A 26,910-nucleotide genomic window follows, 5' to 3' on the forward strand; every position below is an offset into this window, starting at 1 on the left:
GTTCTTACACCTCTATATTCACTTCCCAAGAACGCGATGAATATATATATTTAACAATCTCGATAGAAATGGCAATGAAACTACTAGTCTTCCCCATAGTTTATTTAAGAAGCTTGTAGACTCGATTATCCGATTACCTTTTTTAATTGTTTCTAACTTTCCAATAATTGAACTTGGGCGAATAACATCATCTAGACGTAAGTTCGTATCACCTTTAAATAAGTAAAAGCTTCCTTTGTCGTCTTGTTTCCTAGAAATAAACCGGTGTGCCACAAGCTTTCCTTCTTGAGATTCAAATAAAACAATATCACCCTTTGATAAATAGGATAGATTGCACGTTACAAATCGACAAGAATCTCCTTCTTTAATGTTTGGGTACATACTCATTCCAATTGCGGGAATATTGATCCACCCTTGTTGTTCCATAATCTTTTTCACCAAATAACTTTGACCTGTTTTAGTTTGCATGCTCAATTAAGTTACAACTCGTTAACTCTAGTAAAAAAGACTCTATGTCACTTTCTAACGCATTTATACTCGTTTCATATTTATTTATAATAGCTTGATATAAGCTACTGCTGCTTTGTGGGGTATTTAGTAACGTCCAACAATATTTACCCAGTTCATTAATAGTTGTTACAGTATAAGCATCTGTGTTTAAAATAACCCACTCTTGATCTATTTCCACAATCTCATAATTTTCTTTTCTGATATAACAACTCATTACGAAATCAACTCCCAAAACGTATTGTTTTTTTGAAAATGCAGATGATACACTGGTACTTCATCTGCTACTTGCTTTAACAACTTCATAAGTTGAGAAACCTGCTCTTTTCTATATGACCAGTAAAAAACCTTATCAATTAACTCCACTAGAGCAACGGATTTTCTTTGTTGAATTCTTACATTTCTAGGTGCTTGATATAGTAGTTGAATACTCGCAAGCGGAATGGGTTGTTCAACCTCTTTTGCGTGAAGTTCACTGCGGAACGGTGAATTATATATCATAACGCTACCTGTTTGAACTTTTACTATTGTCGCTTCATCAGATAATAACAATCTAGGCTGTGACAATTGTGCTGCTGTTGATTTTCCAGCCCCAGAGTGGCCTGTAAAAATATGTGCTTGCTCACTGTCTACAGCACAGGATGAATGAAGTAAAATTCCCCAGTTGTGATGAACAATAAAAGCGCTGTATAGATTCATTGTGGCATGCTTTAAAGCTAATTCATCATACGCCATTATTTTCGCTTTTTTATACCCATGATCTACTTCAATTTTATAATCTGCTCTTTTAAAAGTAATGACATCAAGCTCGTCTTTTGTCTCAACATTGTAATCAATAAAAGATACGCCATACCCCATCTCTATTTCTATTTGAAGATGGCCGCTATCTTTCTCTCTACGTTCGAAACAGAAAAAATATTGACTAAGAAATGCCCAAGCACGTTTGGAGTCCGTATATATATCAATGTTATGATCAGCAATTCGTGTATGCATGATTTTCATTTTTTTATCTCCTCAATCCATAACTTTTAAAACAGCAGTCAATGGAAGCCATTGACTACTAGCCTTACTTTAACAGGAAGCTTCTCACTTCTTCCCATTACCTTTTCCTGGCGTGCCTGCACCACCTGGTGGATTAGGGTTGCCTGGTGGAAAGTTTATTCCATCGTTTCCTGTTCCAGGATGATCTTGGTTTCCCTTGCCCGGATTCCAGCTTTGAGCCGTTTCAAACTGAATAGCTTGATGATTTAGTACTTTGGGCGCTTCATGTACGTTATTTTGCACCTTCTTCTCTCCTCTTTGTTCTTTATTGAGAACAAAACCATGCAAAGATTTCTTTTTCAACTAGTTCTTTAGCATGATTACTAGTTCTTTTTCATTATAAAACATTCTTCGTTCTTTTTAAAGAACATTTTTAGAAAAATATAACTATTAAATAACTTTATACAAAAAGTTGCTCTTCTTTATTGCTATAACAAGTTGGTACCTTCATTTAATTTATTAGAATTATATGCATATATACAATCGGAAAGGTGCTTTAAGCTCTTTGATTCTACACTAATCATATTTTATTTATCATTACCTTGTTCTTCTTTTTGCCATTTGATAAATTTCAATATCTCCCTGTACTCACTCAGCTGCTCTTTTTTTACTCCCATTTCTTTTAAATCATTAATAAAATCTACCCATTCCGGTTCTAAAAGCTCGCCTATTTCAGGGTTTGCCTCTACTAGTATTGTGAATTCAACTCCGAGTACCGCGGCTAACTTTTCTACAACTTGTATAGATGGATTTTGATTTACATTTCTTTCGATATTGCTTAGATATGATTTCGATACATTTGCCCTTTCAGCAAGCTCAGAAAGCGTAAGCCCTCGAGATTTACGAATTCTATAAATTTTTTCTCCTATCATTTGTATCCCTCATACTTTTTATTATTTATTCAATTATATTCCTTAACTCTGGTTTCTAGTCATTTATAGCAGAAGATCTATCAATAGGTAAATTTTATTTTTAATGCTTAAGCGGATAGACAGATTGACACCGCTATGATGAAATACCTTTGCACTGATAGCAGCGAAATCAAACTAGAACATTTAAATTCCAACATTTCGTTCTTCATAAAGAACGAAACAAGTTATTTTTTTAGTTTTTTTATAGGATATAGCGCTCATTACAATATGCACAGGAAATTATTTAGAAGTTCCTATAATTTTGTGCTTCACATCTTTATAGTGAATACTAAATATAGAAAGCAACAGAAATAACAAATGTTCTTTATAAAGAACATAATTAAAAACTAACACTTTTATTTTTAATTGTCAATCGCTCTGTTTATTATAAACTAATTAAATCTTTACATAGATAAAGCTAAAAAGCAAAAGCGCCCTTATGTACCTTTTATAAAACAGGTATCAATTATTACATTTTGTTATAATAATTGATACCTGTTTCGTTTAATAACAATATGAACAAAATTAAGACTGAAGAATACGTATGATATATCTAGAAATGAATTATTTATCAAGGAAAAATATTTGCAGAAGTATAGAGGATCTGAATGTTAAGAAAATATTATAACAGCTACTGCAGTTGCTAAATTATATCATTGTTTTATTTGTTGCCATTTTTGAAACTCCAAAAACTGCTTAAACTGTTCTTTGCTAACACCCGACTGCGCCGCTTCTTTTGCTAGTTCCATCCACTCCGGGTCTAACTGTGGTTCTTGCTTATTACTGCTATCATTAATAAGCGATTCGACGCTAACATGTAATACGGTTGATACTTTTGTTAAAAACTGAATTGATGGATTAAGCTGAATTCCTCGTTCTACCGATGAAATATAGGATTTAGCTACTCCTGCCCGCGTAGCAAGCTCCGTTAAAGACATTCCTTTTTTTCCTCTTAGTTCTCTGATACGCTGACCAATTTCCAATTATCATCACCCTTAACTGTTACTATTAGAAGCATTATAACATATTTTTTCTAATTTTACTTATGACCAAAACGTTAATTGTAAAACCTCATTAATTAAATGAGTATACAATTACTTTTTATTCTCAGACGCTTTCTTTCCACCATCGAAATAAAACAATACAGCCACCCACTAAGAAGTCAGTAAAGAATCCTAGCAGCAAAATCTCCAATCTTTTATAGATAAAAAGTCCAGCAATAAACCCAAATAGAATATCCACAAAGATATACTACCCGATGATTCAGCTTTCAACACTATAAAATCTCTTTCTAGCTCTCCTAAAATAAGCCATTTGACTTACTTCAGTATAAAATACATACAATCAAAAGTATAGCATTTTAAGGTACAATTTAACTGTTTTATTAATTGAAATATTTATGTGCTAGCCTCTCCTGACCTACTTAAAATTTACTTGTTTAATTTCCCAAAGGTCATTGACCGCAGACCTCTCTAAGTCAAATTCCATTGATAAACTAGTTTGCCCCTTTCCTTTCTCAACTGCAATGGTTAAAATCTTCACCTTTCCCTTTACAACAAGGGGACTGTTTTCTATTTTTTCTTCAATTTCTTCTTTTTTGTAGTTTAAAGCTTCAATTTTCTTGACTTTTGAATAGATTTTCTGCAATTGCTTCTCACCTACTGCTGCTTTCAACAAAGTTTCATCCTGCTGTTTTACTCCGACTAAGAAAAGCTGAATGAGCTGTTCTGGTGTAGCTGTAGAAACAAATTTCTCAAGATTATCTCCGGCTTTTAATACCATCATTTGATGATCTGGATCTGTATGATTTCGTTTATGTGTAGTGCTGTTTAAAAAATGAATGCAAAAATGGCCTGGAAATCCGTTATCTAGCGCTCCGGCTCCATGTGGCATACCATTCATTGATGCAGCTATAAGCTCTCCCTTTATAGGGATCAAAACTGCTTTTCTATCCCAACTCCACTGGTTGTCATAAATGTATTTCATAACAGCAGTATCCGTTCTTGTTAAGGGTTGTACATCTGCATGCTTGTTTCCGGCTCGTCGCTGCACGTTAAAAGATAAACCAGTATCCATATCAATTATCGTAAATTTCTTGCCTTTAGGAAGTAAATATTGAGCTTCTTTCCATGGTATAATTTTACCTTTTTGTACTGTTCCATAATATGTTAAAGGGTGGTTTTTGATTTTTGCATCCGCATGATTTGGCGTGATAAGACCTATAAACAATAAAATAATGAAATATTTATTCATACATAAACCTCTTTCATATACATTTTAGCTTTATTAATATACGACGGTTCATGTATTTTATAATTGGCACTTAATAGCTAAAAAGTAAGCTTTATTCGGTTACATGAAATTCGGGAGCTTATCCATACTAACATTGGGAGGGAAATGCGTATGAAACTAACTTGGATGTTAGGTCTTATGTTGGTTGCTCATCCAACTTCGTTATCAGACCATTTGTTATTAACCGAAGACAATAAACCAATTACAACTATTAACCTTGCGGATATTGAAAGTAATATTCCAGGTATTCCACTTATTGATGATGATAAATACGACATGCTACTGAAAAAAATTCAGCCTATTGCCTATAAACCACCTATTAATGCAAAGCTTGATCGTGCGGGCAACATTATTCCTGAACAGCCTGGATCACAGCTCAATAGCGTACTGTTTAAAGAAGAGTTCTACAGAACGTTTTACAATCGTTCACAAACATCTGTTCAGATTCCAAAGATGGCTATTTATCCTAAAGTTGACAGCGAGCTGTTAGCTTCCGTTCGCTCCAAGCAAATTAGTCATTATTATACTTATTTTAATACGCATAATAAAAACCGCTCACACAACATTTCTTTAGCTACAGAAGCTATTAATAATCAAGTTATTTTCCCTGGGGAGACATTCTCGTTTAATCGTACTGTGGGACAACGTACAAAAGAAAAGGGATATCTTCCTGCTAAGATTATTATTAGAGGTGAATTTTCGGAAGGTATTGGTGGTGGAATTTGCCAGGTTTCTTCAACTTTATTTAATGCTGTTGATCGAGCAGGATTAGAAGTGACTCAGCGATTTTCACATAGTAAAACCGTTCACTATGTTCCACCTGGAAGAGATGCTACGGTAAGCTGGTACGGACCGGATTTTAATTTTCGAAACAACTATGACCAGCCGTTACTTATTCGAGCGTATGCAAAAGGGAGCACAGTAAGTATTATGCTCTTTTCAACGAATGACCTTCGTTATGAACCAAAAAGTGTACCTAGCATTCAAAAAGAAAAGCTTGTACCATCGTCTATTGATTAAATAAAAAGATGTGTTCTGCGTGCTATGTGGAACACATCTTTTTATTAAAGAGGGAGCTGTACGTAAACGGCAATCCATTCCCCATCATGCTCAGCCCATACTTCTCCATTATGTAATTCTACAATACGCTTTGAAATAGAGAGACCTAACCCCGCACTTCCATCGTTTGTTCTCGATTTATTTGCACGATAGAATTGATCAAACATTTGATTTGTATCAACTCTTTGATTTGACTGAACCTGGTTATGAATAGAAAATAAAACATCCGTTTCGTTTCTCTTTAGAACAATAAATACATCAGACGGTTTTACTGCATATTTTCTCACGTTATCCAATAAGTTTGTAAATACTCTTACAATTTTGTCAACATCTACACATAACGTCATATCCTTGTTCATTATTTCTAAATTCACTGAAATCCCTTCGCTTTTTAATATGGCATGATACTCACTCGTTAACTGCTGTAACAACAAACTGATGTCTATGTTTGAATAAGTAAGAGCTAAATTAGGGCTTGTTAATTTTGTATACTCGAAAAGATCATTGATCAAATAGTTTAAATTTTGTGTTTTGGCATCAATGATATCTACGTATTCTAGAAACTCTTCTTTATTAAGGTGATGATTTTGCTTTAATAAATCTAGATAGCCAATAATAGAAGTCAATGGAGTACGTAAATCATGAGAAACACTTGAAATTAGTTCATTTTTACTTTGTTCAATTAATCGCTCATGCTCAAACTTCGCCTTTAACTCCGCAGACATTTTGTTAATATTTTGGGTAAGGTTTGCTAGTTCATCATGACCTCTAACTTCTATTTCTACCTCTAAATCACCGTTTGCAATATTTGTAATTTCATTTGAAATCTTTTTTAAATACAGAACTTTTTTCCTAACAAAGAGCAAAAAGCTAACGATAAAAACTCCTACCGTAGTAAGGAGAATTAAAAATAGGATTATGTTATAAAGGGTTGGGTTAATCTCATACGTATGTAAAAGATAAGGTTGTACTACATATTTTGAAAACAATCCCAATATGAAAAAAGCAAGAACATAACTAACAAAAATCGCCAGTAATAGTTGTAAGCTAATTTTTCTAAAAATCACCTTTTTCCATTTCATACTTTGTAGCCAACTCCCCAAACCGTTTTCACATAAATCGGCCTTTTGGGATTTGGCTCAATTTTGTCACGAAGCTTTGTAATATGAACCATTACATTGTTATCTGATTTTAAGAAAGGATCTTTCCATACCTCTTCATATATCTTATCTACACTCAATACAATTCCTTTGTTTCGTACTAATAACTCAAGGATATCAAACTCTTTTGGTGTTAAATGAACTTCTCGACCGTTTACTTTCACACTCCTTGTTTCTGTATTTATCGTTAAGTCTTCAATCTCAATTTCACTTTGAGATTTAGGTTGTGCGTTGTACTTTGTATATCGTCTAAGCTGAGACTTCACTCTTGCTAGTAACTCGAGTGGGTTAAAAGGCTTTGTTAAATAATCGTCTGCTCCTGCAGTTAAACCTTGTATTTTATCCAGGTCTTCAGACTTTGCTGAAAGCATAAGGATTGGAATATGAGCTCTCTTTCGAACTTCAATACACATTTCAATTCCATCCATTTCTGGCATCATCACATCTAAGATTAACAAATCAAATGATTGATTGTTCAGAAGTTCCAAAGCCTCTAACCCGCTTTGGCATTTCCAGACGTTAAAACCCTCGTTCTCTAAGTAAATTCCAATTAAATTTCTAATCTTTTCATCATCATCAACAACCATTATAGCTTTACTCATGTCTATTCTTTCCTTTCTATTTTTGGCAATGAAATATATACGCTGGTGGAAGATTTAAAAATTCTCTTTGAATTTTCATTGAGGAAAAGAACTGTTCAATAAACATTTTTTTCATTTTTGTATACTGAAATGTAATAAACATACCTTCTTTTCTTAAAATAGACGTAGCTTCCTTTAAAATAGAAATTGAAAGGTTTTTTGGCAATGAAGAAAATGGTAATCCGGACACAATGTAGTCAACACATTTTATACCATAACCCTCCAAATATTGCTTGATATGCTCAGCGGATCCATGAATAATATGAACGTTTTTCTCTTCACTATATTCTTCAAGCAGATATTGATAAAATTCTTCATTAATTTCAATTAGCAAAAGAACTGTCCCCTGCTTTCTTCTTTTTAACAGCTCCTTTGTGAAAACCCCTGTACCGGGTCCGTATTCAACAATTACATTAGCCGTTTCAAAATTAATCTCACCTACCATTTTGGCAGCTAAATAACGAGAACTTGGTAAAATTGCTCCTACTGTTCTTGGTTTTTTCGCATATTGAGAAATAAATAATTCACCCATTCTTCATCACTCCATTATCTTTTCTTATTTTTTAGGATAAAAGATAAAAATGAAGATTTTATGGATGAAAATCTTAAGATTTCTTAAGATTTTTTGTCACTATATTAAACTTAGTCGACTAGTGCACACTCTTAATAATTAGTTAGAACATATATTGATTAAATAAACTGAAAGCAAAAGCCGTTTATCTTAGCTTTTGCTTTCAGTTCTTATTGGTTTAGTTGAATTGCACTTGCTACGGAATACTCATCAAGAGGCAGTTCAATTTCTTCTCCAAGCGCAAGTTTAGCAAGCTGTGAGCCTAAATAAGGCCCTACCGTTAAGCCAGATGCTCCAAGCCCATTTGCTAAAAAGACGTTGGAATGTGACGGAACAGGTCCGATAATCGGTAAGAACCCTGGCGTAAACGGCCTAAAGCCTACACGGATTTCATCTATTGCCCCATCGGCTAATCCAGGTGCTATCTCTAAAGCTTTATGCAGCACTTCATAAATCCCACCAGCTGTTACCCGGTAATCAAAGCCTGTGTCATTTTCATGTGTTGCTCCAATTACAATCTTACCTTGTTCAAAAGCAAGTATATATTGATCATTGGGAGGCATGACAACAGGTAAAGAATCTGTTTCTTCTTCATCAAGCTGCAAATGCATAATTTGGGCTTTTTGATACGTAATCTGCAAATCAATCCCAATTGGTTCAAATAGCTCTCTTGCCCACGCTCCTGCCGTAACAATAACATAATCTGCTTCAATAGTAGCTGAACTTGTAAGAACTCCTTTTATTTTTTTCCCTTTATATAAGAGTTCTGCTTTATCATGAATGAGTTTTGCTCCATGTTTTTTGGCCCCTGCAAGCAGAGCTTCACACAATGCTCTGCCATTAACGCGAGCGGCTCCGCTAATGTGAACAGATTGAAAGCCATTTTTTAAAAAGGGAAACTCCCGTTGAGTTTTATCTTCTAACAAGCGCTTGATATCACCAATTTCAGGCGCATCTTCACGCCGCTTGTAAGCACGCTCTTGCATTTTATCAACTTTATTTTCATCTGTATGAATACTGATGGCTCCAACCTGTTGGTAACCTGTACTTGTTTCTCCATCTGCTTCTAAGCTTGCAATCAAGTCTTGATAATATTTTGCTCCGGACTTAGCTAAGCGGTACCAGGCTTTATTACGGCGCTGCGAAAGCCATGGGCATACAATTCCTGCAGCTGCATCTGTTGCTTGTCCATCATGCTTTTTGTCTACAATCGTTACATCTGCTCCTGATTTGGCTAAATGATAAGCAGTTGATGCTCCTAATATCCCTGCTCCGATGACGATATATGTACTCATTTATAACATTCCTTTATTCTCTATTAGTCATTAAGTGATAAAGGTGGTTCTCTACCACTTTGTTCTTTAATTCGCTTATCGATTGCTTCTTTTGTTTGCTTACGAATCTGATTTTTTCGCTCATACTCGTTTTGGTAAAAATCTTTAACCGTCTGATAACGCTCCTTAATAAGATCACGATAATTTTCGGCTTCTTTTTTATTTTTAAACTTAAATGGCTGAAGCAAAAGGTGTCCAGCCTGTTGCTTCAAAAGAAGCTAGTGCTTTTTCAAACTTATCCTGATTGTATATGCTTGAACTATAGACTACTTCATTGCTTTGACAAGAAGCAAATTTATCACTCTCTTGTTTTGATCCTTTGTGCCCATATACCCGAAGAGATATGTTTGCTCCTGTTAGCAAGCTATTTACATAGTCACGTACCACTTGTTTGCCCAGCTCCATTTTTTGGCCGCCGATTACGCTTCTATTCATACTTTTGCTTGCATCAATTAAACATGCAACGTTTAGCTCTTCGGCATCAGGTATGTTCACCTGCTGAGTTGGCATGTCACTCTCTTCAATTCGAACAACCGAATCTAACTCTTCAAGCTTAATGGCATCTTCTTTTATATTAGCGGCTAATAAAGGAACAACCAAGTCGTAAACTTCAATACCTGTTAACTGCTGATCAGCTTTTAATAGTTCTTTTTCTACCGCTTCCTCTTCATAACTACTTCTTTATGTCCCCCCTCCCTCTAGGAATCTCTCTAAGATCTTGCAATGCGCTTTTAGGCTCTGTTGCCCTGCTTTCTCTTCCTTTACTTCAACACCTACCGTTTGTTGCTTATTACCTTTTTCAACTGACTCACTTGATGGTGCTGCACAGCTCGTCAGCATAAAAATGGCACTTACGCTAAAAGCAGCTGCTACATTTTTTATGTTTTCATGCCCCTTTTCATACTCTATTTATCATTCATATGGTACCACAAAAAATCTATTTGAAATCCAGTTTTTGGATAGCGCAAAATTTGAACTACTTCTTTATCTGCTACCTTCAAGATCTTTAAAATTGTGATATGCTAGAGAAAGGAAGGTGACTATATGAAACAAATTAAAGTTAATCAATATGATGCGTTTAGTCGAAAACCACATAAAGGAAACCCTGCAGGAGTTGTTTTTCATGCCGATTCCTTAACTGATCATGAGATGCAGCTCGTTGCAACAAAAGCAAAGTTTAGTGAAACAGCTTTTATTTTACCATCTTCATCCGCAGACTTACATATTCGCTACTTTACTCCTGGACAGGAAGTTGATTTATGTGGACATGCCACCATTGCGTCTATTTACGCACTGTATACGAATAACATGCTCTCAAAAAGAGAACTGACGATTGAAACCAAAGCTGGCATTTTACCAATCAAGATAGAAGATAACGACCAGGTGCTCATTACAATGAATCAAGCAAAGCCTATTTTTCAACCTTTTAAAGGTTCAAAAGATGAATTAGCGGGCGCTCTTGGAATTACAGTCCATGACTTTGCTTCTGATTTACCTATTGTTTACGGAAGCACGGGAAGTTGGACTTTAATTGTGCCATTAAAATCGTTAAATGCTTGTCAAAAAATGCATCCTTTGTCCGAGAAATTCCCTCAAATACTAACAGATTTTCCGAGAGCTTCTATTCACCCTTTTTGCTTTGAAACCATTCATAAAGCAGCACATATGCATGGGCGCCACTTCTCTTCTCCTTATTCAGGGATAGTAGAAGACCCGGTAACAGGGACTGCTTCCGGCGTGATGGGTGCTTACTATGCAACCTATGTTAACAACTCTGCTTTCAGCAGTATGAATCTACTTGTCGAACAAGGACTGGAAATAGAGAGAGACGGGTTGGTGTATGTAAAAATTGAAAACTCCAGTGAATTATGCGTTTCAATTGCTGGTGAAGCTGTCTATGTAGAAACAAAAACAATTTTAATTTAATAAAACACTAAAAAATCGTACATTTTCATGTACGATTTTCCTATGTAGAGACTTATGAAAACACAGCTTGAACGCTCATCACGGTTACAGTTAATACAAGCACTACATTTCCAATAATTAACCAGGGCTTCACGCTTCCACGCTTTCCTTTAATGGCTGTAACAAGTCCAGCTATTGGGAGTAATGCCATTAGAATGACCCAAATTTTTCGGATAATTGCTGATTCTAAATAAAATCCTACTTGCACCATTGTAAATAAAACAATTGTCAGTACAAACAGTAGGCCCGGAATAAATAAATGCACGCCTCTTGGCCTTGATGAATAGTACAAAACATCACTTTCTTTCTATATATAGTTTTAGCTAACAACAACGTTATCATTTACCAAAGGTTTTGACAACTTGTCAGACAAAGTTGTTAACAAAATTTAATAAAAGGTAATCAGTGCTTTATTTCTTCAAATGGAAATGGCTCTGTTGTATGAATAATTCCTTCTAAGTATGATTTATCCAACGCTTTACCTTCTATCCATTCTTTAAAGGAAAAGATGAAGGGCTCAGCTGATCGGCCAATTCCAACTGCTACTTGCAGCGTATGAGGTTCATATGCCACCGTATGCAGCGTTCCAGCTGAATTTTTATAGTCTTCTTTAAAGACTCCATGGACTGGGTCATTGAAAACTTGAAATGCATCCCTTATGGATAGTGCTTGGTCAATATGGTTACGGATATTCTCTAAACGCTCTGTTGATTCAACGAGATGATGGCGATTTTCTTCAATCAATTCATGAAAATGATTTGTACAAGCCATCGCCCCTCCTCTCAATACGCGCACTCCTCTACCTGATGCCTCAACAACAGCTGCATATCCATTCCGATCATAAAGTGAATAGTTAAATGCGTGCCTATGAGGAGCTCTCTCTAAAACAGCTACCGCTTCTTCTGTTGTTTCGCATGATTCCAAAATAAAACGAGCTAACGTACAGCAAATGAAGCCATCTGTTTGCCTACGACGGTTAACAAAATGGTAACCGATTACAAGGCCTTTTTCATTCATGCCATCCATTCGGCCAATCATTCTAGTTCCAAATCCTACGCTAGCAAAACCTCGATCAGGTTGAAAGAGTAAAAATCTTCCCTCATATGTTTTAGGGTGATAGTCATAGTTGCGCACATACACCCCGTTTTGCATAAGAGCCGAACATCCTGTTTTATCCCAATTTTGTTGATAGCCGCTATACTCGTGAACAACATCTTCAAGCGACCAATCTAACCCTTCACGCAATCCTTCTAGTTCACTCCACAAGTCAGGTGCAAACAAATCATAATACGTTTTAGCCTGGCGTTGATTCGCCTTATAACTTCGAGTTGAACGCTTTCTTCTTTTTAAATGATTTTCTTCAAGCTTTGTACCCTTATGTTGTAACCCTTGTAGTACTCCAAGATTATAATAAGAACCTCTTCCTTGAATAATCTCTACCTTTATGTCTTTCATTTCCTTTTCACCTCATTTAATCTACTCTTATTTTGCAGGAAATGAACATCGATTTGCAACTTTCAATCCTCATACAAGACATCCAAATGGAATAAAGTTAAAGAGTGAGCGTTTTGAATTAATAAATATTAATTTGAGGTGATGACTAATGCTACAAGAGAAAATAGCAAAAGAAATCCATTATTATATACAAAAAATTCAAAGCAGACAATCAGCTGATGGTTCCTTTCAGTATTGCTTTGAAGGGGGTGTTATGACGGACTCTTTCTTAATTATGCTCTTGCGAAGCATTGAACACCCGGACGAAAAGCTTGTTGAAAAGCTTACGAAGCGAATTGTTTCAAAACAAAATAAGGATGGAGTTTGGACCCTGCACGATGATGAAAAGTCAAATCCTTCTGCGACTCTTCAAGCCTATGCAGCCCTTTTATACTCTGGCTTCTATACGCGCGAAGATCGCATTCTTCGAAAAACAGAGGCATACCTCATTGAAACCAATGCACTATCAAAGGCTCATTTTATGACAAAATGGATGCTTGCAGCAAACGGATTATACGATTGGCCTTCGTTGTTTTATTTACCACTTTCATTTCTAGTCGTTCCGCCTAACGCTCCCCTTAGCTTTTATAATTTAAGCGCTTATGCACGCATTCATTTTATCCCAATGATGATTGTTGCCAATAAAAAATTTTCAGTCACGTCTAAGCACACCCCTTCTCTCAATCATTTGCTGACACGGTCAGAGGAACTAGATATGCAACGAAATATTCAATCATCACCATTTCTTAAGCAAGTTAAGCACTTAACATCCCTTCCATCTTATATTCATCGACTTGGCTATCAAGCGGCCGAACGTTACATGCTGGACCGCTTAGAGGATGATGGGACATTATACAGCTATGCTAGTGCTACATTTTTTATGGTGTACGCTCTATTAGCTCTTGGATATGAGCGTACTTCTCCTATTGTTCAACGGGCCGTTGAAGGGATTTGTGGATTAGCTAGTGAATGCTCGGCTTATACACATATTGAAAATTCTACATCAACGGTATGGGATACAGCTCTTTTAACTTATGCGCTTCAAGAATCCGGCTTATCTTGGAAAAACCCTATGATAAAAAAAGCGACTTCTTATTTACAGAAAAAACAACATTCTCGCTTTGGAGATTGGCGTGTTCATAACCCAGGTATTGAACCAGGCGGATGGGGATTTTCACACAATAACACCATCAACCCTGATTTAGATGACACTTCTGCTGCAATTCGTGCATTAACTAGTCGAGCCGCAGGCGACCCATCTTATTTCCACTCGTGGCAAAAAGGAATCAACTGGCTGTTATCGATGCAAAATCGAGACGGTGGCTTTGCTGCCTTTGAAAAAAACACTGATAGCACGTTGTTTACGTACCTGCCCCTTGAAAATGCAGAAGATGCGGCTACGGATCCTGCAACTGCTGATTTAACGGGCCGGGTACTAGAATGTCTTGGTTCATTTGGAGGTATGAACAAGAATCATCCCAAAATCCAAGCAGCCGTTGAGTGGTTATTAGACAATCAAGAAGAGAATGGCAGTTGGTATGGGCGCTGGGGAGTTTGTTATATATATGGTACTTGGGCAGCTGTTACGGGGCTTTTAGCAGTAGGTGTATCAAAACACGATAAGCAGATTGTAAAAGCAATTAACTGGCTTAAGAGCATCCAACGTTCAGACGGCGGATGGGGAGAATCATGCTCCAGTGCTAAATATAAGCGCTATATGCCCCTATCGTTTAGTACACCTTCTCAAACAGCTTGGGCTATAGATGCTCTACTGGGTGTCTGTCCAAAAACTAATCAAGAAATAATAGATGGTGTTTCCTTTTTACTCAATCGCTCAGAACAAACCATGCAGCAGCGAAACTATCCGACCGGCATTGGACTTCCTGGACAATTTTATATTAATTACCACAGCTATAACGACCTTTTTCCTTTATTAGCTCTTTCACATTATCGTGCAAAAACTTAAAAAAACTTCTCCATTGATTGGAGAAGTTTTTTATTTGAAAATTCTATATTTTCAATAGGGAACTTTCTCTTTTAGTGATAGCCACGTACGATCCTGTATTTTTTGAACTCCTACTTCCTGTTCAAAAAACGCAGAAAGCTTCTTTTCCGTTAACAAATCGGCTGTTTTGCCTGCTGAAAACACTCTTCCTTCTTTCATCAACATGGTGTGAGTGAAGCTAGATAAGATCTCTTCCACATGATGCGTCACATAAATAAGAGTTGGACCATCTGGTTCCATCGCAATTTGTTGAATTAACGATAATAATTGCTCTTTGGCCAAAAAATCTAAACCTGTACACGGTTCATCTAGAATAAGAAGCTTTGGAGATGCCATCAATGCGCGTGCAATTAACACTCTCTGACGTTCACCTTGAGATAAAGTGCGATAGGGTTGACTAGCAAGGTGTTTGCACTTAAGCTGATGGAGAAATTGATTTGCACGTTCCACATCTTCCTGAGTTACACTCTCATATAGTCCAATTGAAGCAAACTTCCCACTTAAAACAATTGTTATTGCTGTTTCATCCTCAGGAAATCGCTGCTGTAAAGACGAACTGACCCACCCAATTTCTTTGCGCATTTCTGGCAAATTGGTTTCACCAAACTTATGATTTAAAACGGTAGTTTCTCCTTTAGTTGGCCATATGTATCCATTTATAATATTTAAGAGCGTTGTTTTGCCACATCCATTTAACCCTAGTAAACACCAATGCTCACTTTGATTAATTTTCCACGATATATCGTTTAGCAACAGTTTGTTTTCGCGTATAAGCGAAACATTTGTTAATGTTACAATATTAGTCAACTGACATCCCTCCTGTTTGGATTGAATAAACATCAATAGGTTTATTCCACTTTATAATCTGCTTTTCTTTTTTCATCCCTATTTTCACCACTACTTTTTGCGATGCGTGATGCTTAGGATCTATTAAAGCTGTAATCCTCGTTAATCCAAGCTTGTGAAATCCATAGTTAATACAGCCTTGAGCCGCTTCAGTTGCATAACCTTTCCCCCAAAAATCTTGAAGAAATAAATACCCTAACTCTACCTCTATAACGCCATCAACCTTTTGCAACAACAAGCCACACTGTCCAACAATTTGTTTTTCACCTTTCTTTTCAACGGTCCACAAACTAAAGCCGTAAGACATATCATGATTTCGAACAGATTGAATCCAAAGTTTGGTTTCATCTACGCTTTTTATATGCGGATAGAATTTCATCGCTTTTGGATCACTAAATATTTGAAACAGCGCTTGATCATCAGACGCTCTCATCTTTCTTAAAATTAACCGCTTAGTTTCTATTATAACAAAGCTCATCCCTCGACTCCTTTTTTAATTTATGATGATAAATATAATTTGCGAAACGCTGTAGGGGTCAGGTTTTCATATTTCTTAAACTGCTTAATAAAATAGCTGACATTTTCATATCCAACTAATGCTGCCACCTCTGAGACAGACATTTGGCTATGTTTAATTAAAAGCTCTTTCGCTTTTTGAATGCGCACTCGCGTAACGTATTCGATTGGTCTTAAACCAAAAGCTTGTTGAAATAAAAGGCACGTATACTGAGGTGTTACGTTTAAAGAGTGAGCGATAGCATCTAGAGTCACAACGCTAGCATACGAACCTTCAATATAGTCAATGGCAGGCTGAAGCTGCGCATGATGCTCATGTCTCGTTTTTCTTTCAGACAGCAGGCAATCATTCTGTAAATGAAGCAAAAAGCTATAAATTAACTCAGAAGCCTTTAAGCTACTCGATGACCCTTTGACTTCAAAAGCTAAAATCATATCTTTTAGCTTTTGTAAAAGAGTTTCAGCATATGTTACCTTAACTTTTGTTGAGGTTAGCAAGCCAAATGTACGAAGAGTTTCATTGATTTGTGCTCCGTTAAATGAAACCCAACATACTTCCCATTGTTCACTTAAAGGATAATATTCATGCGGAACGTAGGGAGTTAGAAAAAAGCCTTCGTTCTGTTCAATTGTATATGCTTGATTATTCACACAAAGCTTCCCTTTTCCGCTCATACACTGAATCCACTGAAAGTCTGGAAACTCGTGTTCACGTACAATATGCACTTGGTGTTTCCAATATCCTACACTTGATACATAAAAGGGTAATCTAAGGTCTAACTCTGTCAGCGTGGGAAAAATTGCTTTATCCACTTAACTTCCTCTCCTACTCATCATTCTTCATATGAATTTTGTTATATTTTTTTAAAATTGTCTCATTGATTCGCCTTTTGGTAAGCGTTATCATGTTCATATACCATTATAAATGAATAAGGGATGGATGAACATGTTAAAAACAATTAAAAAATTCAACTACACTCCACCAGCCAACGGATTTCCTGAGTGGAATAATAACCCTGATATTTTCCAGCTAAACCGCTTACCAGCTCATTCAAATACGACGATTTACCAAACGTCAGAACAAGCTTTACACTCTAACACCTCATCTTCTTACTATCAGTCTTTGAATGGAGATTGGCAGTTTCATTGGGTACCGCGCCCAGATGAACGCATTGTGGATTTCTATCGCAAAGATTTTGATCATAGCACGTGGGACTCCATTTCAGTCCCTTCCCATTGGCAACTTCAAGGGTATGATTATCCACAATATACAAACGTAACGTATCCTTGGATACATCATGATGATATCAAAGCGCCTTTTGCGCCAACGAACTATAACCCTGTAGGACAATATACGCGTACTTTTACCGTGGATGAAAGCTGGAAAAACCAACCTATCTATCTTAGTTTCCAAGGAGTAGAGTCTGCTTTTTATGTATGGGTAAACGGTGAACTAGTCGGTTATAGTGAAGATAGCTTTACGCCTGCTGAGTTTGATTTAACCCCTTATATTCAAGAAGGTGAAAATAAATTAGCTGTAGAAGTGTATCGTTGGAGTGACGCTAGTTGGCTTGAAGATCAAGACTTTTGGAGAATGAGTGGGATTTTCAGAGACGTTTATCTCTATTCTACTCCTCCAGTTCATATTTTTGACTTTACCGTCCGCGCACAGCTAGATGAAAATTATGTGAATGGAAAACTAGCAATTTCTGCTGATATCACCAACTATATCGAACAGAGTGCTGAAAATGTAACGCTTGAAGCCATGCTTTATAATGATGAGCTTAAAGAAGTGCTAAACCAGCCGCTGCAAACATCAATTTCAGTACATGAACAAGAGACTGTTTCGCTAGACTCAAGCATTGCCTCACCAAATAAATGGAGCGCAGAAAGTCCTTATCTCTATACGCTTGTACTTACTTTGAAAGATGAAAATGGAAACGTAATTGAAGCGCAAAGCTGCAAGATTGGGTTTCGCACATTTGAACTAAAAGACGGATTAATGAAGATTAACGGGGAAACAATTGTTTTTAGAGGTGTAAATCGCCATGAATTTTCTGCGACGAAAGGTAGAGCCGGCATTACAAAAGAAGAGATGCTTCATGATATTTTATTAATGAAGCAGTTTAATATCAACGCAGTTCGTACCTCTCACTACCCTAATGCTTCAGGCTGGTACGAACTTTGCGATGAGTACGGCCTTTATGTAATTGATGAGACCAATCTGGAGACACACGGGACATGGAGTTACCTGCAAGAAGGTGAACAAGATGCAATTCCAGGAAGTAAGCCTGAATGGAAAGAAAATGTTTTAGATCGCTGTCGTTCTATGTACGAACGTGATAAAAACCACTCTTCTATCGTGATTTGGTCTCTTGGAAACGAATCGTTTGGTGGGGAAAATTTCAAGCATATGTATGATTTCTTCAAGCAAAAAGATGATACGCGTCTCGTTCATTATGAAGGAATATTCCATCACCGAGATTACGATGCATCTGATATCGAAAGCACGATGTATATTAAGCCAGCTGACATTGAAAAATATGCGCTGATGAACCCCAAAAAGCCTTATATTCTCTGTGAGTATAGCCATGCAATGGGGAACTCATGCGGTAATTTAGCTGATTATTGGAATGTTATTAATCAATATCCAATCTTACAAGGTGGCTTCATTTGGGATTGGCGAGACCAAGCTCTTGAAACAACAACACCAGACGGAATTACTTATTTAGCATACGGTGGCGACTTTGGCGAGAGTCCACATGATGGTAATTTCAGTGGGAACGGACTTTTATTTGCTAATGGTGACGTGACGCCAAAGTTATATGAAGTTAAAAAATGCTATGAAGCTGTATCATGGAAAGCTACTGATCTTAAACGAAAAATCTTTACTGTCCAAAATGATTACTTATTTACAAATTTAAAAGATTATGAGTTTACGCTTACAGTAACAAAAAATGGCGAAGACATTTATAACCATTCATTTATAGTAGATGTAAAGCCTCAAACAACAAAAGAGATTCAATTACCATTGGATGATTATAACAAATCTCAGATTAATGATGAATTTATTGCTACTCTATCAATGAAATTAAGAAATCAAACTAAGTGGGCTGACAAAGGGCATGAAGTAGCTTTTGAACAGTTTATTCTACCAGCACAAGTTGTTTTACAACGTGCAGCTGAGACAAAAGCACCACGCTCTATAAAAAATACAAGCCAAGAACTTATGATTAAAGCTGACTCTGCTACTCTTACATTCAACAAACAATCTGGCTTGATGACTTCTTATTTATATAGGGATACCGAATTATTGCTAGATGGATTGCAGCCTAACTTTTGGCGAGCAGTAACGGATAACGATTTGGGTAATAAACTTCAAGAACGCTGCCAAGTTTGGAGAGAAGCAAGCCTTAACAGAGAACTGGAATCGTTTACTGTACAAGAAGAGAAAAGTCATATAACTATTACCACACGCTTTTGGTTTCATTCGCTTGAAAACACAAGCTGTGAAGTTGTATATACTGTAGATAACAGTGGACAGGTTGCTATTCGCCAAACGCTGATTCCGGGCAGTACGCTTCCTGAAATTCCTGAATTTGGCTTACGCTTTACTATGCCAAAAGAATTCAACCAGCTTTCTTGGTATGGAAAAGGACCTCATGAAAATCATTGGGACCGTAATACAGGAGCAAAAGTTGGCTCCTATACAAGCGATGTAAACTCCCAGGTAACACCTTATTTACGTCCACAGGAATGCGGGAATAAAACGGATGTTCGTTCAGCAAGCATTCTCAATGAAAACGGAGTTGGTTTCTTTATTCAGGGTACACCGACGATTGAATTAAGTGCATTACCGTATACTCCGTTTGAGCTTGAAAGTTATGATCATCATTACAAGTTACCTAGTAGTGATAAAACGTCGATTCGCATTAACTATAAGCAAATGGGTGTAGGTGGTGACGATAGCTGGGGAGCCAAAACGCATCCACAATATACGCTGTATGCTAATCGTCCATATGTTCATGAGTTTACGATTAAGCCAATCGTTTAATCATTTAAAAAGAGCGCTGAGTGCGCTCTTTTTTTTAGAAGAAAAGTCTATTTATCTAAAGGGTATAAACACTTTTTTTCTAACCCCTTCTTCTATTGCCCCCCAATTTATTTTTAAAATATGGTTGCTTTCTACATGATTAACTGGCAAGCTTAAAGAGGAACTAAAATTTAGAAGAAAGAATAAATAGGTGAACACATGATTGAAATTAAGGCCTCAACATTAAGTGATGGTGAGTTTAATCGCGGGGTATTTGCAACGCAAGATATTAAAAAAGGTGAGTTAATCCACGAAGCACCTGTTATTGCTTATCCTAACGAAGAGCATGAACACATTGAAAAAACGCTTTTAGCAGATTATTCATTTGAATATGGGATTAATCACTCTGCTATTTTATTAGGCTATGGGATGCTATTTAATCACTCTTATACCCCTAATGCTACTTATGAAATTAATTTTGATAAACACGTATTCGAGTTTTATGCCTATACAGACATTAAAGCTGGGGAAGAAGTGTTAATTAACTATAACGGAGACGTTGACGACCAAGAACTGCTTTGGTTTGATAAGGAAGAAGAATAAAAAAAACAACCTGGGAAAATCCCAGGTTGTTTTTTATTCAGTAATGGTAATGTGATCTTGGTCTTTACTTTCTACTCCTTCGCTAAAAGTTAACCTTGTTTTAAACCTGTATGACCGTTTATCGTTAGAAGGTAAGAGCTCTGCTGGTAAGTCAAATGTAAAAGGAATCTTCTCTTGATGTCCACTTTTAATTTTTCTTGATGTTAAAAGGCTGGTTGAACCAATCACTACTTCTTCCTTGCTGTGATGATCTGTTACAATCAAGTCACATTCAATGCGCGTAATTTCCTGCTCAACAATTCCACCTTTTAAATGAAACTCTCCTTTTACACATTCGTCTTTGCAATACTGATTTTTTAATAAGATTAAATCAATCTGAGCCGCCCCCACACCTAACAGGGACATATATTTTCGTAAAATCATGTTATTTTCTCCTCTAATTCTAATGTCTATATTAAATGAAAAAAGCCTCTACCAATGTGGTAAAGGCTTTAAACATAAATACAGACCTTTACCGTATGGGTAAAGGTCTCGCTAACAATCGTTCGTTGCCAATAAAGCCGAGAGCAACTGCTCTGAAATGACGACTTTATTGTAAAAGCTACTCCCCTCTAGGAGAACATTTTTCATTTATAAGCTTATATTAGTCGATAATCTGTATTTCTGTCAATATTCTTAAATACTTTTATGAAGTAACTTTTTTAAAAGTGGAAATAACACATCCGGTAATTCTTTGATGTCTGGGACTAATATGCTATATTTTCCATACATATTTTGAATTGTTTTTCGCTGTCCCTCATCAATTTCCCCGTTTGACAAGAAAACATTAATTACTTCCATTCCATGTTTTCTTGCTTCAAGTACTGCTTCATGCGTATCAACAATACCATTTTGTTCATATCCCATTGCTGCAGGCTCTCCATCAGAAAACACCAGAAGAAACTTTTGTTTTTCCGTTCTCTTTAACAAGCGTCTTGTCATGTGGCGAATAGCAAATCCGTCACGGTTATCTTCCTCTGGCTCCAGCTGCATAATCTCAGGACCGCTTTTAGGTTTGAGTGATGATTGGAAGTCCATCACTGTCTTTAAATAGTTAGGCTGACTTGTTTCAGTTGCATCATTCGTATCTTCCCAAAAGCCAACAATTTGATGTGGAACTCTCACTGATTTTAGCGCTTCATGGAATAAGATAATGCCAAGCTTTGTTTCATCCATTTTGTCATACATTGATGCTGAGCAATCAACAAGTAAAGAGAAAACCGCGTCAATCTGCGGAGATTCTTGGTCTTTTTTATAGAATAAGCGTGGGTTATCGTCTGTCCATAACTTTAACAACCTCTTATTTAAACGACCAAATTGAAGTTCACTTCTCGGTAACGTTTTTTTGTGCTCTAACGTCTTCTCAATCATTTGCTTGAGCTTTTTTTGAAAAGATGAAATAAGTTGCTTATTTTCACCATACAAAGCAGCTTCTTCGTCTGTGGGAATGGTTGGATCTAAGAACACTGGAAATGCGTACTTATTATCTTTTCCATACTCATAGTCAGCTGCTCCGTCTTTTTCTGGATGCGTTTGGTCCATCGCTTCCATTTGTGAATAATCGTTTCTTGACGTTTTTTGTGAGGCACCTTGAACAATACCAAGCGCTTGATCGCCATCATCTCCTTCACGGACGCCATCACCTAGCATATCTGTTTTAGAACCTTGATCCATATCGAATTGTAAAAAACTTTGCGTTGCTTTACTTGTTTCACGATGCCACATTTCCATTTTCTCTTCATGAATATCTTCATCGCCATCTTGTTCATGCTCCAAAATATCATCGTTTGCAAGTTTCGATTCACGCTTCAAATCATCAAATGTTAGGCCTGTCTCCAGCTCTTCATAATCAAGTTCTGCCAAAAAGAAATACGTATTAAGCATGTCTTTTTCCAAAATATCATCAAACAAATCGACAAGCTCTAAGCAAATACGTGAAATATCTTTAGTGGTTTTCGCTTCATACACCTTTACTAGCTGGCTTCGAATAAACGGCATTGCCATATCAACTTCATTTGTAATAAACGGAATTTCTTCAAACGGGTTTTCCGCTGTTAATAAAAGGTAGATACCGTTAAAGAGCGCATCAGTATGAACGCTTTTAGTTAAGTTTGCATTGATCTGAGTAGCAAAATACTTGCGGTACACATTTCTACGTGTAGCGAAAGCTTTTTTCGTACCAGGTCTTTCTTTCGTACATAAATCTTCCAAACGCAAATCTTCAAAGAGCATAAACAACTGCTTTGCGAGGCTTGATACAGATGAACGCTTCACTTTTTTCAGATACGCGTTTACCTCTTGGAAATCACAGTGGTAATAGCTTCCAACCGCTCTTAAAAACACGTCGCTCTTCAGGCCATACACTTTATCACTATCAGGTCGATTATCCCAGAAGTGACTTAAATAGATAATTTGCTGCAGCGGATCATAGTAAGACGAAACTCGATACTCCACTTCAATATCATCGTTTTTTGTCAATGTTTTGGTTAAATCCGCAAGCTCCATATATAAAAATGAATCAACGTTTTTATCGTTAAACTTAATAAATCTCATAGCGCCACCTCTTATTCAAATAACGTTTCTGCAATGTTTTGAATGGCTGCCTTTTCCCTTTCATCTTCTAACTTTTCAATAATTCCTCTCTTAATAGCACGCAGTGGAGGCATGTATAACGCTAAATCGCACGTATCTAATAGTGCACGAATCGATGCTGCTTCTTCTGAAATATGACCGTTGCTAACCTGCGTAATTAAATCTCCTGAAAGCTGTACAAATTGGTTAATTAACTTTTCATCTTGAAGCTGTGATTGTGTTTTTAATACTTGTCGTAAGCTTTCTCCTTGAATATATGGTACATCGATAACAACAAATCGATTCTTTAATGCTTCGTTTAATGGAACTGTTCCAACATAGCCTTCATTAATGGCCGCTATAACACCAAAGGTTTCTTTTCCTTTTACAACTTCACCTGTAAATGGATTTGTAATCATTTTACGGTAGTCAAGAACACCATTTAAAATTGGTAATGTCTCAGGCTTTGCCATATTAATTTCGTCTATATAAAGAAGCTGCCCTTTCTTCATCGCGTTGATAACTGGTCCAGAAACAAATTCAATCCCTTGCTTTCCATTTTTCTCAGCGATTGTTTTAAAACCTAATAACGCTTCAGCATCTAAATCCACTGAACAGTTAATGCTGTGCATTGGTTGTGAAAACAAATAAGATAATGTTTCTGCAAGCTTTGTTTTACCAGAGCCTGTCGGGCCTTTTAAAAGGACGTTCTTTCCAAGAGCTAGAGCAATAAGAGCATCTTCTAAAATATCAGCTTCTTCTGCAGTATAGCCGCCTTTTCCAATTAAAAATTCATCTTCTGTTGTTAATTTTTGTTTTCTTTCTTGAATGCGAGTAAGTACCTCACTTGGTAATGCTAAATCTGTTAATTCAATTGCCATAATTCATATCCTTTCTCTCGGTTTGCTTTCTTCATTCTACAAGATTTCACTTGGGTTCTCAAAGGTTTTACGTCATGAAAAAAAGTAGGTAGATACCTACTTTTTCACAATTTTATAGTTTTTGTGATTAACGACTGTTTTCATTGATTCGCCCGTTTCAGCGTCTTTTCCAAAATCTACGATGACGGAGTTATCACGAACCACCATGACAATACCTTTATAGCCTTTAAAATCACCTTTTTTGGGCTGAATTGTGTCACCGACTTTTGCTGCTTTTACTTTTGGTGCTTGCTCTTCTGTTCCTTGTGTATTTTCTACATCCATGATGATCCCACCTTTGTATTTTATTAACTATATACATCTTTTCTCTACAAAGCTTGATTTTCACCACTCGTTTGAGCTATCTTGTGACTTTTCCCGAAACTACTTTATTTCAAACGTTTAAATAAAATTTTATGAGAGAAGTTTCAACGAGCGTCATTTTTAAAATGCTATGTACGCCATCAATATGACAATGTATACCTTCTGAGTCTTATCATACCATTTTCTTGCCATTCCGAACACCAATTAAACCTTAGTTTTTAAAAAAAATGACATTTACCACGGAATTTTGTCGAATTTCATCGCATTTTCTCTTCTATATGGTATGCTAACATTTATGTTTTATACGCTTAGAAAACAGTTATATTTTCCTATATTATAATTAGAAACTTTTGACGAACATTTCCGTTAGTTAAAGGAAAGGGGGAGAAAATGGCACCTAAGCATCATTTCGAAGAAATTTATGAACAGCATATGCACGACCTTTTCCGCTATCTTCTCTCTCTTACGCGGCGGAAAGAAGCTGCAGAAGACCTTATGCAAGAAACGTTTTATCGCGTATTACTACATTTAGAAACATATAGCGGTGAAGAAGTAAAACCTTGGTTGTTCAAAATTGCTTATCACGCATTTATTGATTGGTATCGAAAAGAAAAAAAGCGGCCAACTGTTGAACTGGAGGAATGGCATTTTTCACCACAGCCAAGCGCTGAAGATAAAGTGTTTATACAAGACGAAATTAATACGTGGCTTTTAGAAGTATCCACTCTTCCAGAGCCCAAAAGAAACATTGTACTACTTCGTGATTATCACGGTTTTACATATGAAGAAATTGCTGAGATGACTGGCTTTACTCTAGCAAAAGTGAAAATGGATCTTTATAGAGGACGTCAGCAATTAAAGAAAAGAAAGGAAGAGAACGTATGAGCTGTCAAAACATGCAGCACCAATGGAAAAAATACAAAGACGGAACTTTGACAGATGCAGAAATAGAAGAGCTCGAACGTCATACTGAAGAGTGTGATGAATGTATGAATTATCTTCAAAATCTGCTTGATGAAGAAGAAATACAGCCAGTCACTGCTTCCTCTACGTTTGATCACGAAAAAGCAAAACGCTCAATGATAAGAGCGAAATGGAGGCAACGCTTTACTAATGTATTGACTGTGCTAAGTGCTATTACCTTACTCTGGTTAGGAGGCAGCTTTTTATCAGTTATTTATTATTCTTTCACTCATAAAAGTGAATATTTACGAACCGTTGATAAAGCAGCAATCGAATCTGCTTTACCAAACGTATACGTCCAAAACTCAAAAACCGAAGCAAAGCCTTTTTTCCGCTTACAAAACGAATACACGCTGTATAAAGAAGTTGGCCATGAACAAAAGAGTGTCGGACAATATACGTTTCACCACCTATTTGAACGAGTTACAAACGTCGACAAAAACTTTTTAAACGATCATTATAATATGAAGTTATCGTTTGCTTATCCAGAGCGAGTAAAACAAGAAAAAGATCCTTCTTTCTATCAAGATTGGTCAAATGAGACATGGGGAGCACTTGATCAACTTCCAGAAGGCACAGTTAGTGAAGTTGCGCTTTCTTTTGATCAAGCCTATACCATGGAAGAAATTGAAGAAAAACTTAGCTCTACACTTTCTAGCGACATCTCACCCGTCTGGTATGCCTTAGACACTGGTTATGAAACAAAAGGAAGCGATACAAGCAATCCACTTGTAGATTTAACCTCTTCTTTTGGATTCCCATCAATGCTAGAGTTACCGTATTATGAAGAAAAAGAAACCTTTACAGATGAAGAACGCGTCGTACAGATGCTAAAGGTGCTTGCTGATAACGAGCGGACGGTTCAACAAATTAGATGGATGAATCCAGATGATCTTCAGTTAATGAATCGATACAAATTTGTAAAAAAGAACGGTGTTAGAATATATGGCATTGTCTTAACAGGACCAACAAAAGAACTGCTAAAACTAAAGAACGAACCGTCGATCACCTATTCTTCTTTAGGAGAAGTAGAATTATGGAACTGGTTTACTCGTCCCACTCAAGGTACCTTGCATTAAAGCATGAGAACATTACGTTTTCGTGCTTTTCTTTTT

29 protein-coding genes are annotated in these 26,910 nt (G+C 36.5%); 7 read left to right on the plus strand and 22 right to left on the minus strand.

Translation table 11 applies throughout. The features are described from left to right. Positions 1–18: 18 nt before the first annotated feature. The 7 genes from V2145_RS10345 to V2145_RS10375 all read right to left on the minus strand — a co-directional run bounded on the left by V2145_RS10345 (position 19) and on the right by V2145_RS10375 (position 4,712). Complete coding sequence (locus tag V2145_RS10345; protein ID WP_051567174.1) at positions 19–426, minus strand: S24/S26 family peptidase; 408 nt, start codon at positions 424–426, stop codon at positions 19–21. 31 nt (positions 427–457) lie between these two features. Continuing rightward, a complete protein-coding gene (locus tag V2145_RS10350) occupies positions 458–724 on the minus strand; it encodes a PqqD family protein (RefSeq protein ID WP_025910501.1) in 267 nt (88 codons plus the stop codon). Then, complete coding sequence (locus V2145_RS10355) at positions 724–1,509, minus strand: hypothetical protein (protein ID WP_094909888.1); 786 nt, start codon at positions 1,507–1,509, stop codon at positions 724–726. Before V2145_RS10355 ends, V2145_RS10350 begins: the two co-directional genes overlap by 1 nt. Before the next feature lie 84 nt (positions 1,510–1,593). Then, positions 1,594–1,791, minus strand: a complete 198-nt coding sequence (locus tag V2145_RS10360; protein ID WP_094909887.1) for a hypothetical protein — start codon at positions 1,789–1,791, stop codon at positions 1,594–1,596. Between the two features lie 284 nt (positions 1,792–2,075). After that, entirely contained in the window at positions 2,076–2,420 is a 345-nt protein-coding gene (locus V2145_RS10365; protein WP_330987672.1) for a helix-turn-helix domain-containing protein, read from the minus strand. 692 nt (positions 2,421–3,112) lie between these two features. After that, positions 3,113–3,442 (minus strand): helix-turn-helix domain-containing protein, encoded by a 330-nt coding sequence (locus V2145_RS10370; protein WP_025910505.1) that lies wholly within the window; start codon positions 3,440–3,442, stop codon positions 3,113–3,115. Positions 3,443–3,878: 436 nt separating this feature from the next. Continuing rightward, complete coding sequence (locus tag V2145_RS10375; RefSeq protein WP_094909885.1) at positions 3,879–4,712, minus strand: hypothetical protein; 834 nt, start codon at positions 4,710–4,712, stop codon at positions 3,879–3,881. A gap of 150 nt (positions 4,713–4,862) precedes the next feature. On the opposite strand from V2145_RS10375, the gene V2145_RS10380 reads away from it, so the two are divergent. Next, positions 4,863–5,771: a VanW family protein gene (locus V2145_RS10380; protein ID WP_330987673.1), complete on the plus strand. Its 909-nt coding sequence runs from the start codon at positions 4,863–4,865 to the stop codon at positions 5,769–5,771. Positions 5,772–5,815: 44 nt separating this feature from the next. On the opposite strand, the gene V2145_RS10385 is transcribed toward V2145_RS10380, so the two are convergent. The 6 genes from V2145_RS10385 to V2145_RS10410 all read right to left on the minus strand — a co-directional run bounded on the left by V2145_RS10385 (position 5,816) and on the right by V2145_RS10410 (position 10,116). After that, entirely contained in the window at positions 5,816–6,892 is a 1,077-nt protein-coding gene (locus V2145_RS10385; protein WP_094909883.1) for a sensor histidine kinase, read from the minus strand. Beyond that, positions 6,889–7,572 (minus strand): response regulator transcription factor, encoded by a 684-nt coding sequence (locus tag V2145_RS10390; protein WP_094909882.1) that lies wholly within the window; start codon positions 7,570–7,572, stop codon positions 6,889–6,891. The genes V2145_RS10385 and V2145_RS10390 overlap by 4 nt, the downstream gene beginning before the upstream one ends. Before the next feature lie 16 nt (positions 7,573–7,588). Continuing rightward, the gene (locus tag V2145_RS10395; protein WP_131886830.1) at positions 7,589–8,143 is read right to left on the minus strand and encodes a class I SAM-dependent methyltransferase; all 555 of its coding nucleotides are present in this window, start codon (positions 8,141–8,143) and stop codon (positions 7,589–7,591) included. A gap of 209 nt (positions 8,144–8,352) precedes the next feature. Next, on the minus strand, positions 8,353–9,477 hold the full coding sequence (locus tag V2145_RS10400) for an NAD(P)/FAD-dependent oxidoreductase (RefSeq protein WP_330987674.1): 1,125 nt from the start codon (positions 9,475–9,477) through the stop codon (positions 8,353–8,355). Between the two features lie 23 nt (positions 9,478–9,500). Beyond that, positions 9,501–9,704 (minus strand): hypothetical protein, encoded by a 204-nt coding sequence (locus V2145_RS10405; protein ID WP_131886832.1) that lies wholly within the window; start codon positions 9,702–9,704, stop codon positions 9,501–9,503. Next, complete coding sequence (locus tag V2145_RS10410) at positions 9,688–10,116, minus strand: hypothetical protein (RefSeq protein WP_330987675.1); 429 nt, start codon at positions 10,114–10,116, stop codon at positions 9,688–9,690. The genes V2145_RS10405 and V2145_RS10410 overlap by 17 nt, the downstream gene beginning before the upstream one ends. 444 nt (positions 10,117–10,560) lie before the next feature. Here V2145_RS10410 and V2145_RS10415 point away from each other — a divergent pair, with 444 nt between their 5' ends. After that, positions 10,561–11,442: a PhzF family phenazine biosynthesis protein gene (locus V2145_RS10415; protein ID WP_131886834.1), complete on the plus strand. Its 882-nt coding sequence runs from the start codon at positions 10,561–10,563 to the stop codon at positions 11,440–11,442. 52 nt (positions 11,443–11,494) lie between these two features. On the opposite strand, the gene V2145_RS10420 is transcribed toward V2145_RS10415, so the two are convergent. Further along, the gene (locus V2145_RS10420; protein WP_286175155.1) at positions 11,495–11,773 is read right to left on the minus strand and encodes a hypothetical protein; all 279 of its coding nucleotides are present in this window, start codon (positions 11,771–11,773) and stop codon (positions 11,495–11,497) included. 110 nt (positions 11,774–11,883) lie between these two features. After that, positions 11,884–12,936, minus strand: coding sequence for a C45 family autoproteolytic acyltransferase/hydolase (locus V2145_RS10425; RefSeq protein ID WP_094909876.1), 1,053 nt, complete (start codon positions 12,934–12,936; stop codon positions 11,884–11,886). Positions 12,937–13,084: 148 nt separating this feature from the next. On the opposite strand from V2145_RS10425, the gene V2145_RS10430 reads away from it, so the two are divergent. Continuing rightward, the gene (locus V2145_RS10430; protein ID WP_094909875.1) at positions 13,085–14,941 is read left to right on the plus strand and encodes a terpene cyclase/mutase family protein; all 1,857 of its coding nucleotides are present in this window, start codon (positions 13,085–13,087) and stop codon (positions 14,939–14,941) included. Positions 14,942–14,992: 51 nt separating this feature from the next. On the opposite strand, the gene V2145_RS10435 is transcribed toward V2145_RS10430, so the two are convergent. The 3 genes from V2145_RS10435 to V2145_RS10445 are packed head-to-tail and all read right to left on the minus strand — an operon-like array spanning position 14,993 to position 17,155. After that, positions 14,993–15,778 (minus strand): ABC transporter ATP-binding protein, encoded by a 786-nt coding sequence (locus V2145_RS10435; RefSeq protein ID WP_094910165.1) that lies wholly within the window; start codon positions 15,776–15,778, stop codon positions 14,993–14,995. Between the two features lies 1 nt (position 15,779). Beyond that, positions 15,780–16,304 (minus strand): GNAT family N-acetyltransferase, encoded by a 525-nt coding sequence (locus V2145_RS10440; RefSeq protein ID WP_094909874.1) that lies wholly within the window; start codon positions 16,302–16,304, stop codon positions 15,780–15,782. Between the two features lie 20 nt (positions 16,305–16,324). After that, positions 16,325–17,155 (minus strand): AraC family transcriptional regulator, encoded by an 831-nt coding sequence (locus V2145_RS10445; protein ID WP_094909873.1) that lies wholly within the window; start codon positions 17,153–17,155, stop codon positions 16,325–16,327. Positions 17,156–17,288: 133 nt separating this feature from the next. Here V2145_RS10445 and V2145_RS10450 point away from each other — a divergent pair, with 133 nt between their 5' ends. Further along, a complete protein-coding gene (locus tag V2145_RS10450) occupies positions 17,289–20,396 on the plus strand; it encodes a glycoside hydrolase family 2 TIM barrel-domain containing protein (protein WP_094909872.1) in 3,108 nt (1,035 codons plus the stop codon). A gap of 198 nt (positions 20,397–20,594) precedes the next feature. Next, entirely contained in the window at positions 20,595–20,978 is a 384-nt protein-coding gene (locus V2145_RS10455) for an SET domain-containing protein (protein ID WP_094909871.1), read from the plus strand. 33 nt (positions 20,979–21,011) lie between these two features. Here the strand turns inward: V2145_RS10455 and V2145_RS10460 are convergent, their stop codons facing one another. The 4 genes from V2145_RS10460 to V2145_RS10475 all read right to left on the minus strand — a co-directional run bounded on the left by V2145_RS10460 (position 21,012) and on the right by V2145_RS10475 (position 24,796). Next, the gene (locus V2145_RS10460) at positions 21,012–21,401 is read right to left on the minus strand and encodes a sporulation protein (protein ID WP_247600299.1); all 390 of its coding nucleotides are present in this window, start codon (positions 21,399–21,401) and stop codon (positions 21,012–21,014) included. 252 nt (positions 21,402–21,653) lie between these two features. Then, the gene (locus tag V2145_RS10465) at positions 21,654–23,570 is read right to left on the minus strand and encodes a vWA domain-containing protein (protein WP_094909870.1); all 1,917 of its coding nucleotides are present in this window, start codon (positions 23,568–23,570) and stop codon (positions 21,654–21,656) included. 11 nt (positions 23,571–23,581) lie between these two features. After that, positions 23,582–24,469 carry an ATP-binding protein gene (locus tag V2145_RS10470; RefSeq protein ID WP_131886837.1) on the minus strand — a complete coding sequence of 296 codons (888 nt, stop codon included), beginning with the start codon at positions 24,467–24,469 and terminating at the stop codon, positions 23,582–23,584. 96 nt (positions 24,470–24,565) lie between these two features. After that, positions 24,566–24,796 (minus strand): DUF2187 family protein, encoded by a 231-nt coding sequence (locus tag V2145_RS10475; RefSeq protein WP_025910525.1) that lies wholly within the window; start codon positions 24,794–24,796, stop codon positions 24,566–24,568. A gap of 426 nt (positions 24,797–25,222) precedes the next feature. On the opposite strand from V2145_RS10475, the gene V2145_RS10480 reads away from it, so the two are divergent. Continuing rightward, positions 25,223–25,717, plus strand: a complete 495-nt coding sequence (locus tag V2145_RS10480; RefSeq protein WP_094909869.1) for an RNA polymerase sigma factor — start codon at positions 25,223–25,225, stop codon at positions 25,715–25,717. Further along, positions 25,714–26,874: an anti sigma factor C-terminal domain-containing protein gene (locus tag V2145_RS10485; protein ID WP_131886838.1), complete on the plus strand. Its 1,161-nt coding sequence runs from the start codon at positions 25,714–25,716 to the stop codon at positions 26,872–26,874. The genes V2145_RS10480 and V2145_RS10485 overlap by 4 nt, the downstream gene beginning before the upstream one ends. Positions 26,875–26,910: the final 36 nt, after the last annotated feature.

Source organism: Priestia sp. GS2, from assembly GCF_036409025.1.
In the GTDB taxonomy this organism is placed as follows: Bacteria; Bacillota; Bacilli; order Bacillales; family Bacillaceae_H; genus Priestia; species Priestia aryabhattai_A.

Bases quoted from the DNA above. Each gene is read 5' to 3' on its own strand.
- V2145_RS10345 (WP_051567174.1), bottom strand. From the start codon at position 426: ATGGAACAACAAGGGTGGATCAATATTCCCGCAATTGGAATGAGTATG.
- V2145_RS10350 (WP_025910501.1), bottom strand. From the start codon at position 724: ATGAGTTGTTATATCAGAAAAGAAAATTATGAGATTGTGGAAATAGAT.
- V2145_RS10355 (WP_094909888.1), bottom strand. From the start codon at position 1,509: ATGAAAATCATGCATACACGAATTGCTGATCATAACATTGATATATAT.
- V2145_RS10365 (WP_330987672.1), bottom strand. From the start codon at position 2,420: ATGATAGGAGAAAAAATTTATAGAATTCGTAAATCTCGAGGGCTTACG.
- V2145_RS10375 (WP_094909885.1), bottom strand. From the start codon at position 4,712: ATGAATAAATATTTCATTATTTTATTGTTTATAGGTCTTATCACGCCA.
- V2145_RS10380 (WP_330987673.1), top strand. From the start codon at position 4,863: ATGAAACTAACTTGGATGTTAGGTCTTATGTTGGTTGCTCATCCAACT.
- V2145_RS10385 (WP_094909883.1), bottom strand. From the start codon at position 6,892: ATGAAATGGAAAAAGGTGATTTTTAGAAAAATTAGCTTACAACTATTA.
- V2145_RS10390 (WP_094909882.1), bottom strand. From the start codon at position 7,572: ATGAGTAAAGCTATAATGGTTGTTGATGATGATGAAAAGATTAGAAAT.
- V2145_RS10395 (WP_131886830.1), bottom strand. From the start codon at position 8,143: ATGGGTGAATTATTTATTTCTCAATATGCGAAAAAACCAAGAACAGTA.
- V2145_RS10400 (WP_330987674.1), bottom strand. From the start codon at position 9,477: ATGAGTACATATATCGTCATCGGAGCAGGGATATTAGGAGCATCAACT.
- V2145_RS10415 (WP_131886834.1), top strand. From the start codon at position 10,561: ATGAAACAAATTAAAGTTAATCAATATGATGCGTTTAGTCGAAAACCA.
- V2145_RS10425 (WP_094909876.1), bottom strand. From the start codon at position 12,936: ATGAAAGACATAAAGGTAGAGATTATTCAAGGAAGAGGTTCTTATTAT.
- V2145_RS10430 (WP_094909875.1), top strand. From the start codon at position 13,085: ATGCTACAAGAGAAAATAGCAAAAGAAATCCATTATTATATACAAAAA.
- V2145_RS10440 (WP_094909874.1), bottom strand. From the start codon at position 16,304: ATGAGCTTTGTTATAATAGAAACTAAGCGGTTAATTTTAAGAAAGATG.
- V2145_RS10450 (WP_094909872.1), top strand. From the start codon at position 17,289: ATGTTAAAAACAATTAAAAAATTCAACTACACTCCACCAGCCAACGGA.
- V2145_RS10455 (WP_094909871.1), top strand. From the start codon at position 20,595: ATGATTGAAATTAAGGCCTCAACATTAAGTGATGGTGAGTTTAATCGC.
- V2145_RS10460 (WP_247600299.1), bottom strand. From the start codon at position 21,401: ATGATTTTACGAAAATATATGTCCCTGTTAGGTGTGGGGGCGGCTCAG.
- V2145_RS10465 (WP_094909870.1), bottom strand. From the start codon at position 23,570: ATGAGATTTATTAAGTTTAACGATAAAAACGTTGATTCATTTTTATAT.
- V2145_RS10470 (WP_131886837.1), bottom strand. From the start codon at position 24,469: ATGGCAATTGAATTAACAGATTTAGCATTACCAAGTGAGGTACTTACT.
- V2145_RS10480 (WP_094909869.1), top strand. From the start codon at position 25,223: ATGGCACCTAAGCATCATTTCGAAGAAATTTATGAACAGCATATGCAC.
- V2145_RS10485 (WP_131886838.1), top strand. From the start codon at position 25,714: ATGAGCTGTCAAAACATGCAGCACCAATGGAAAAAATACAAAGACGGA.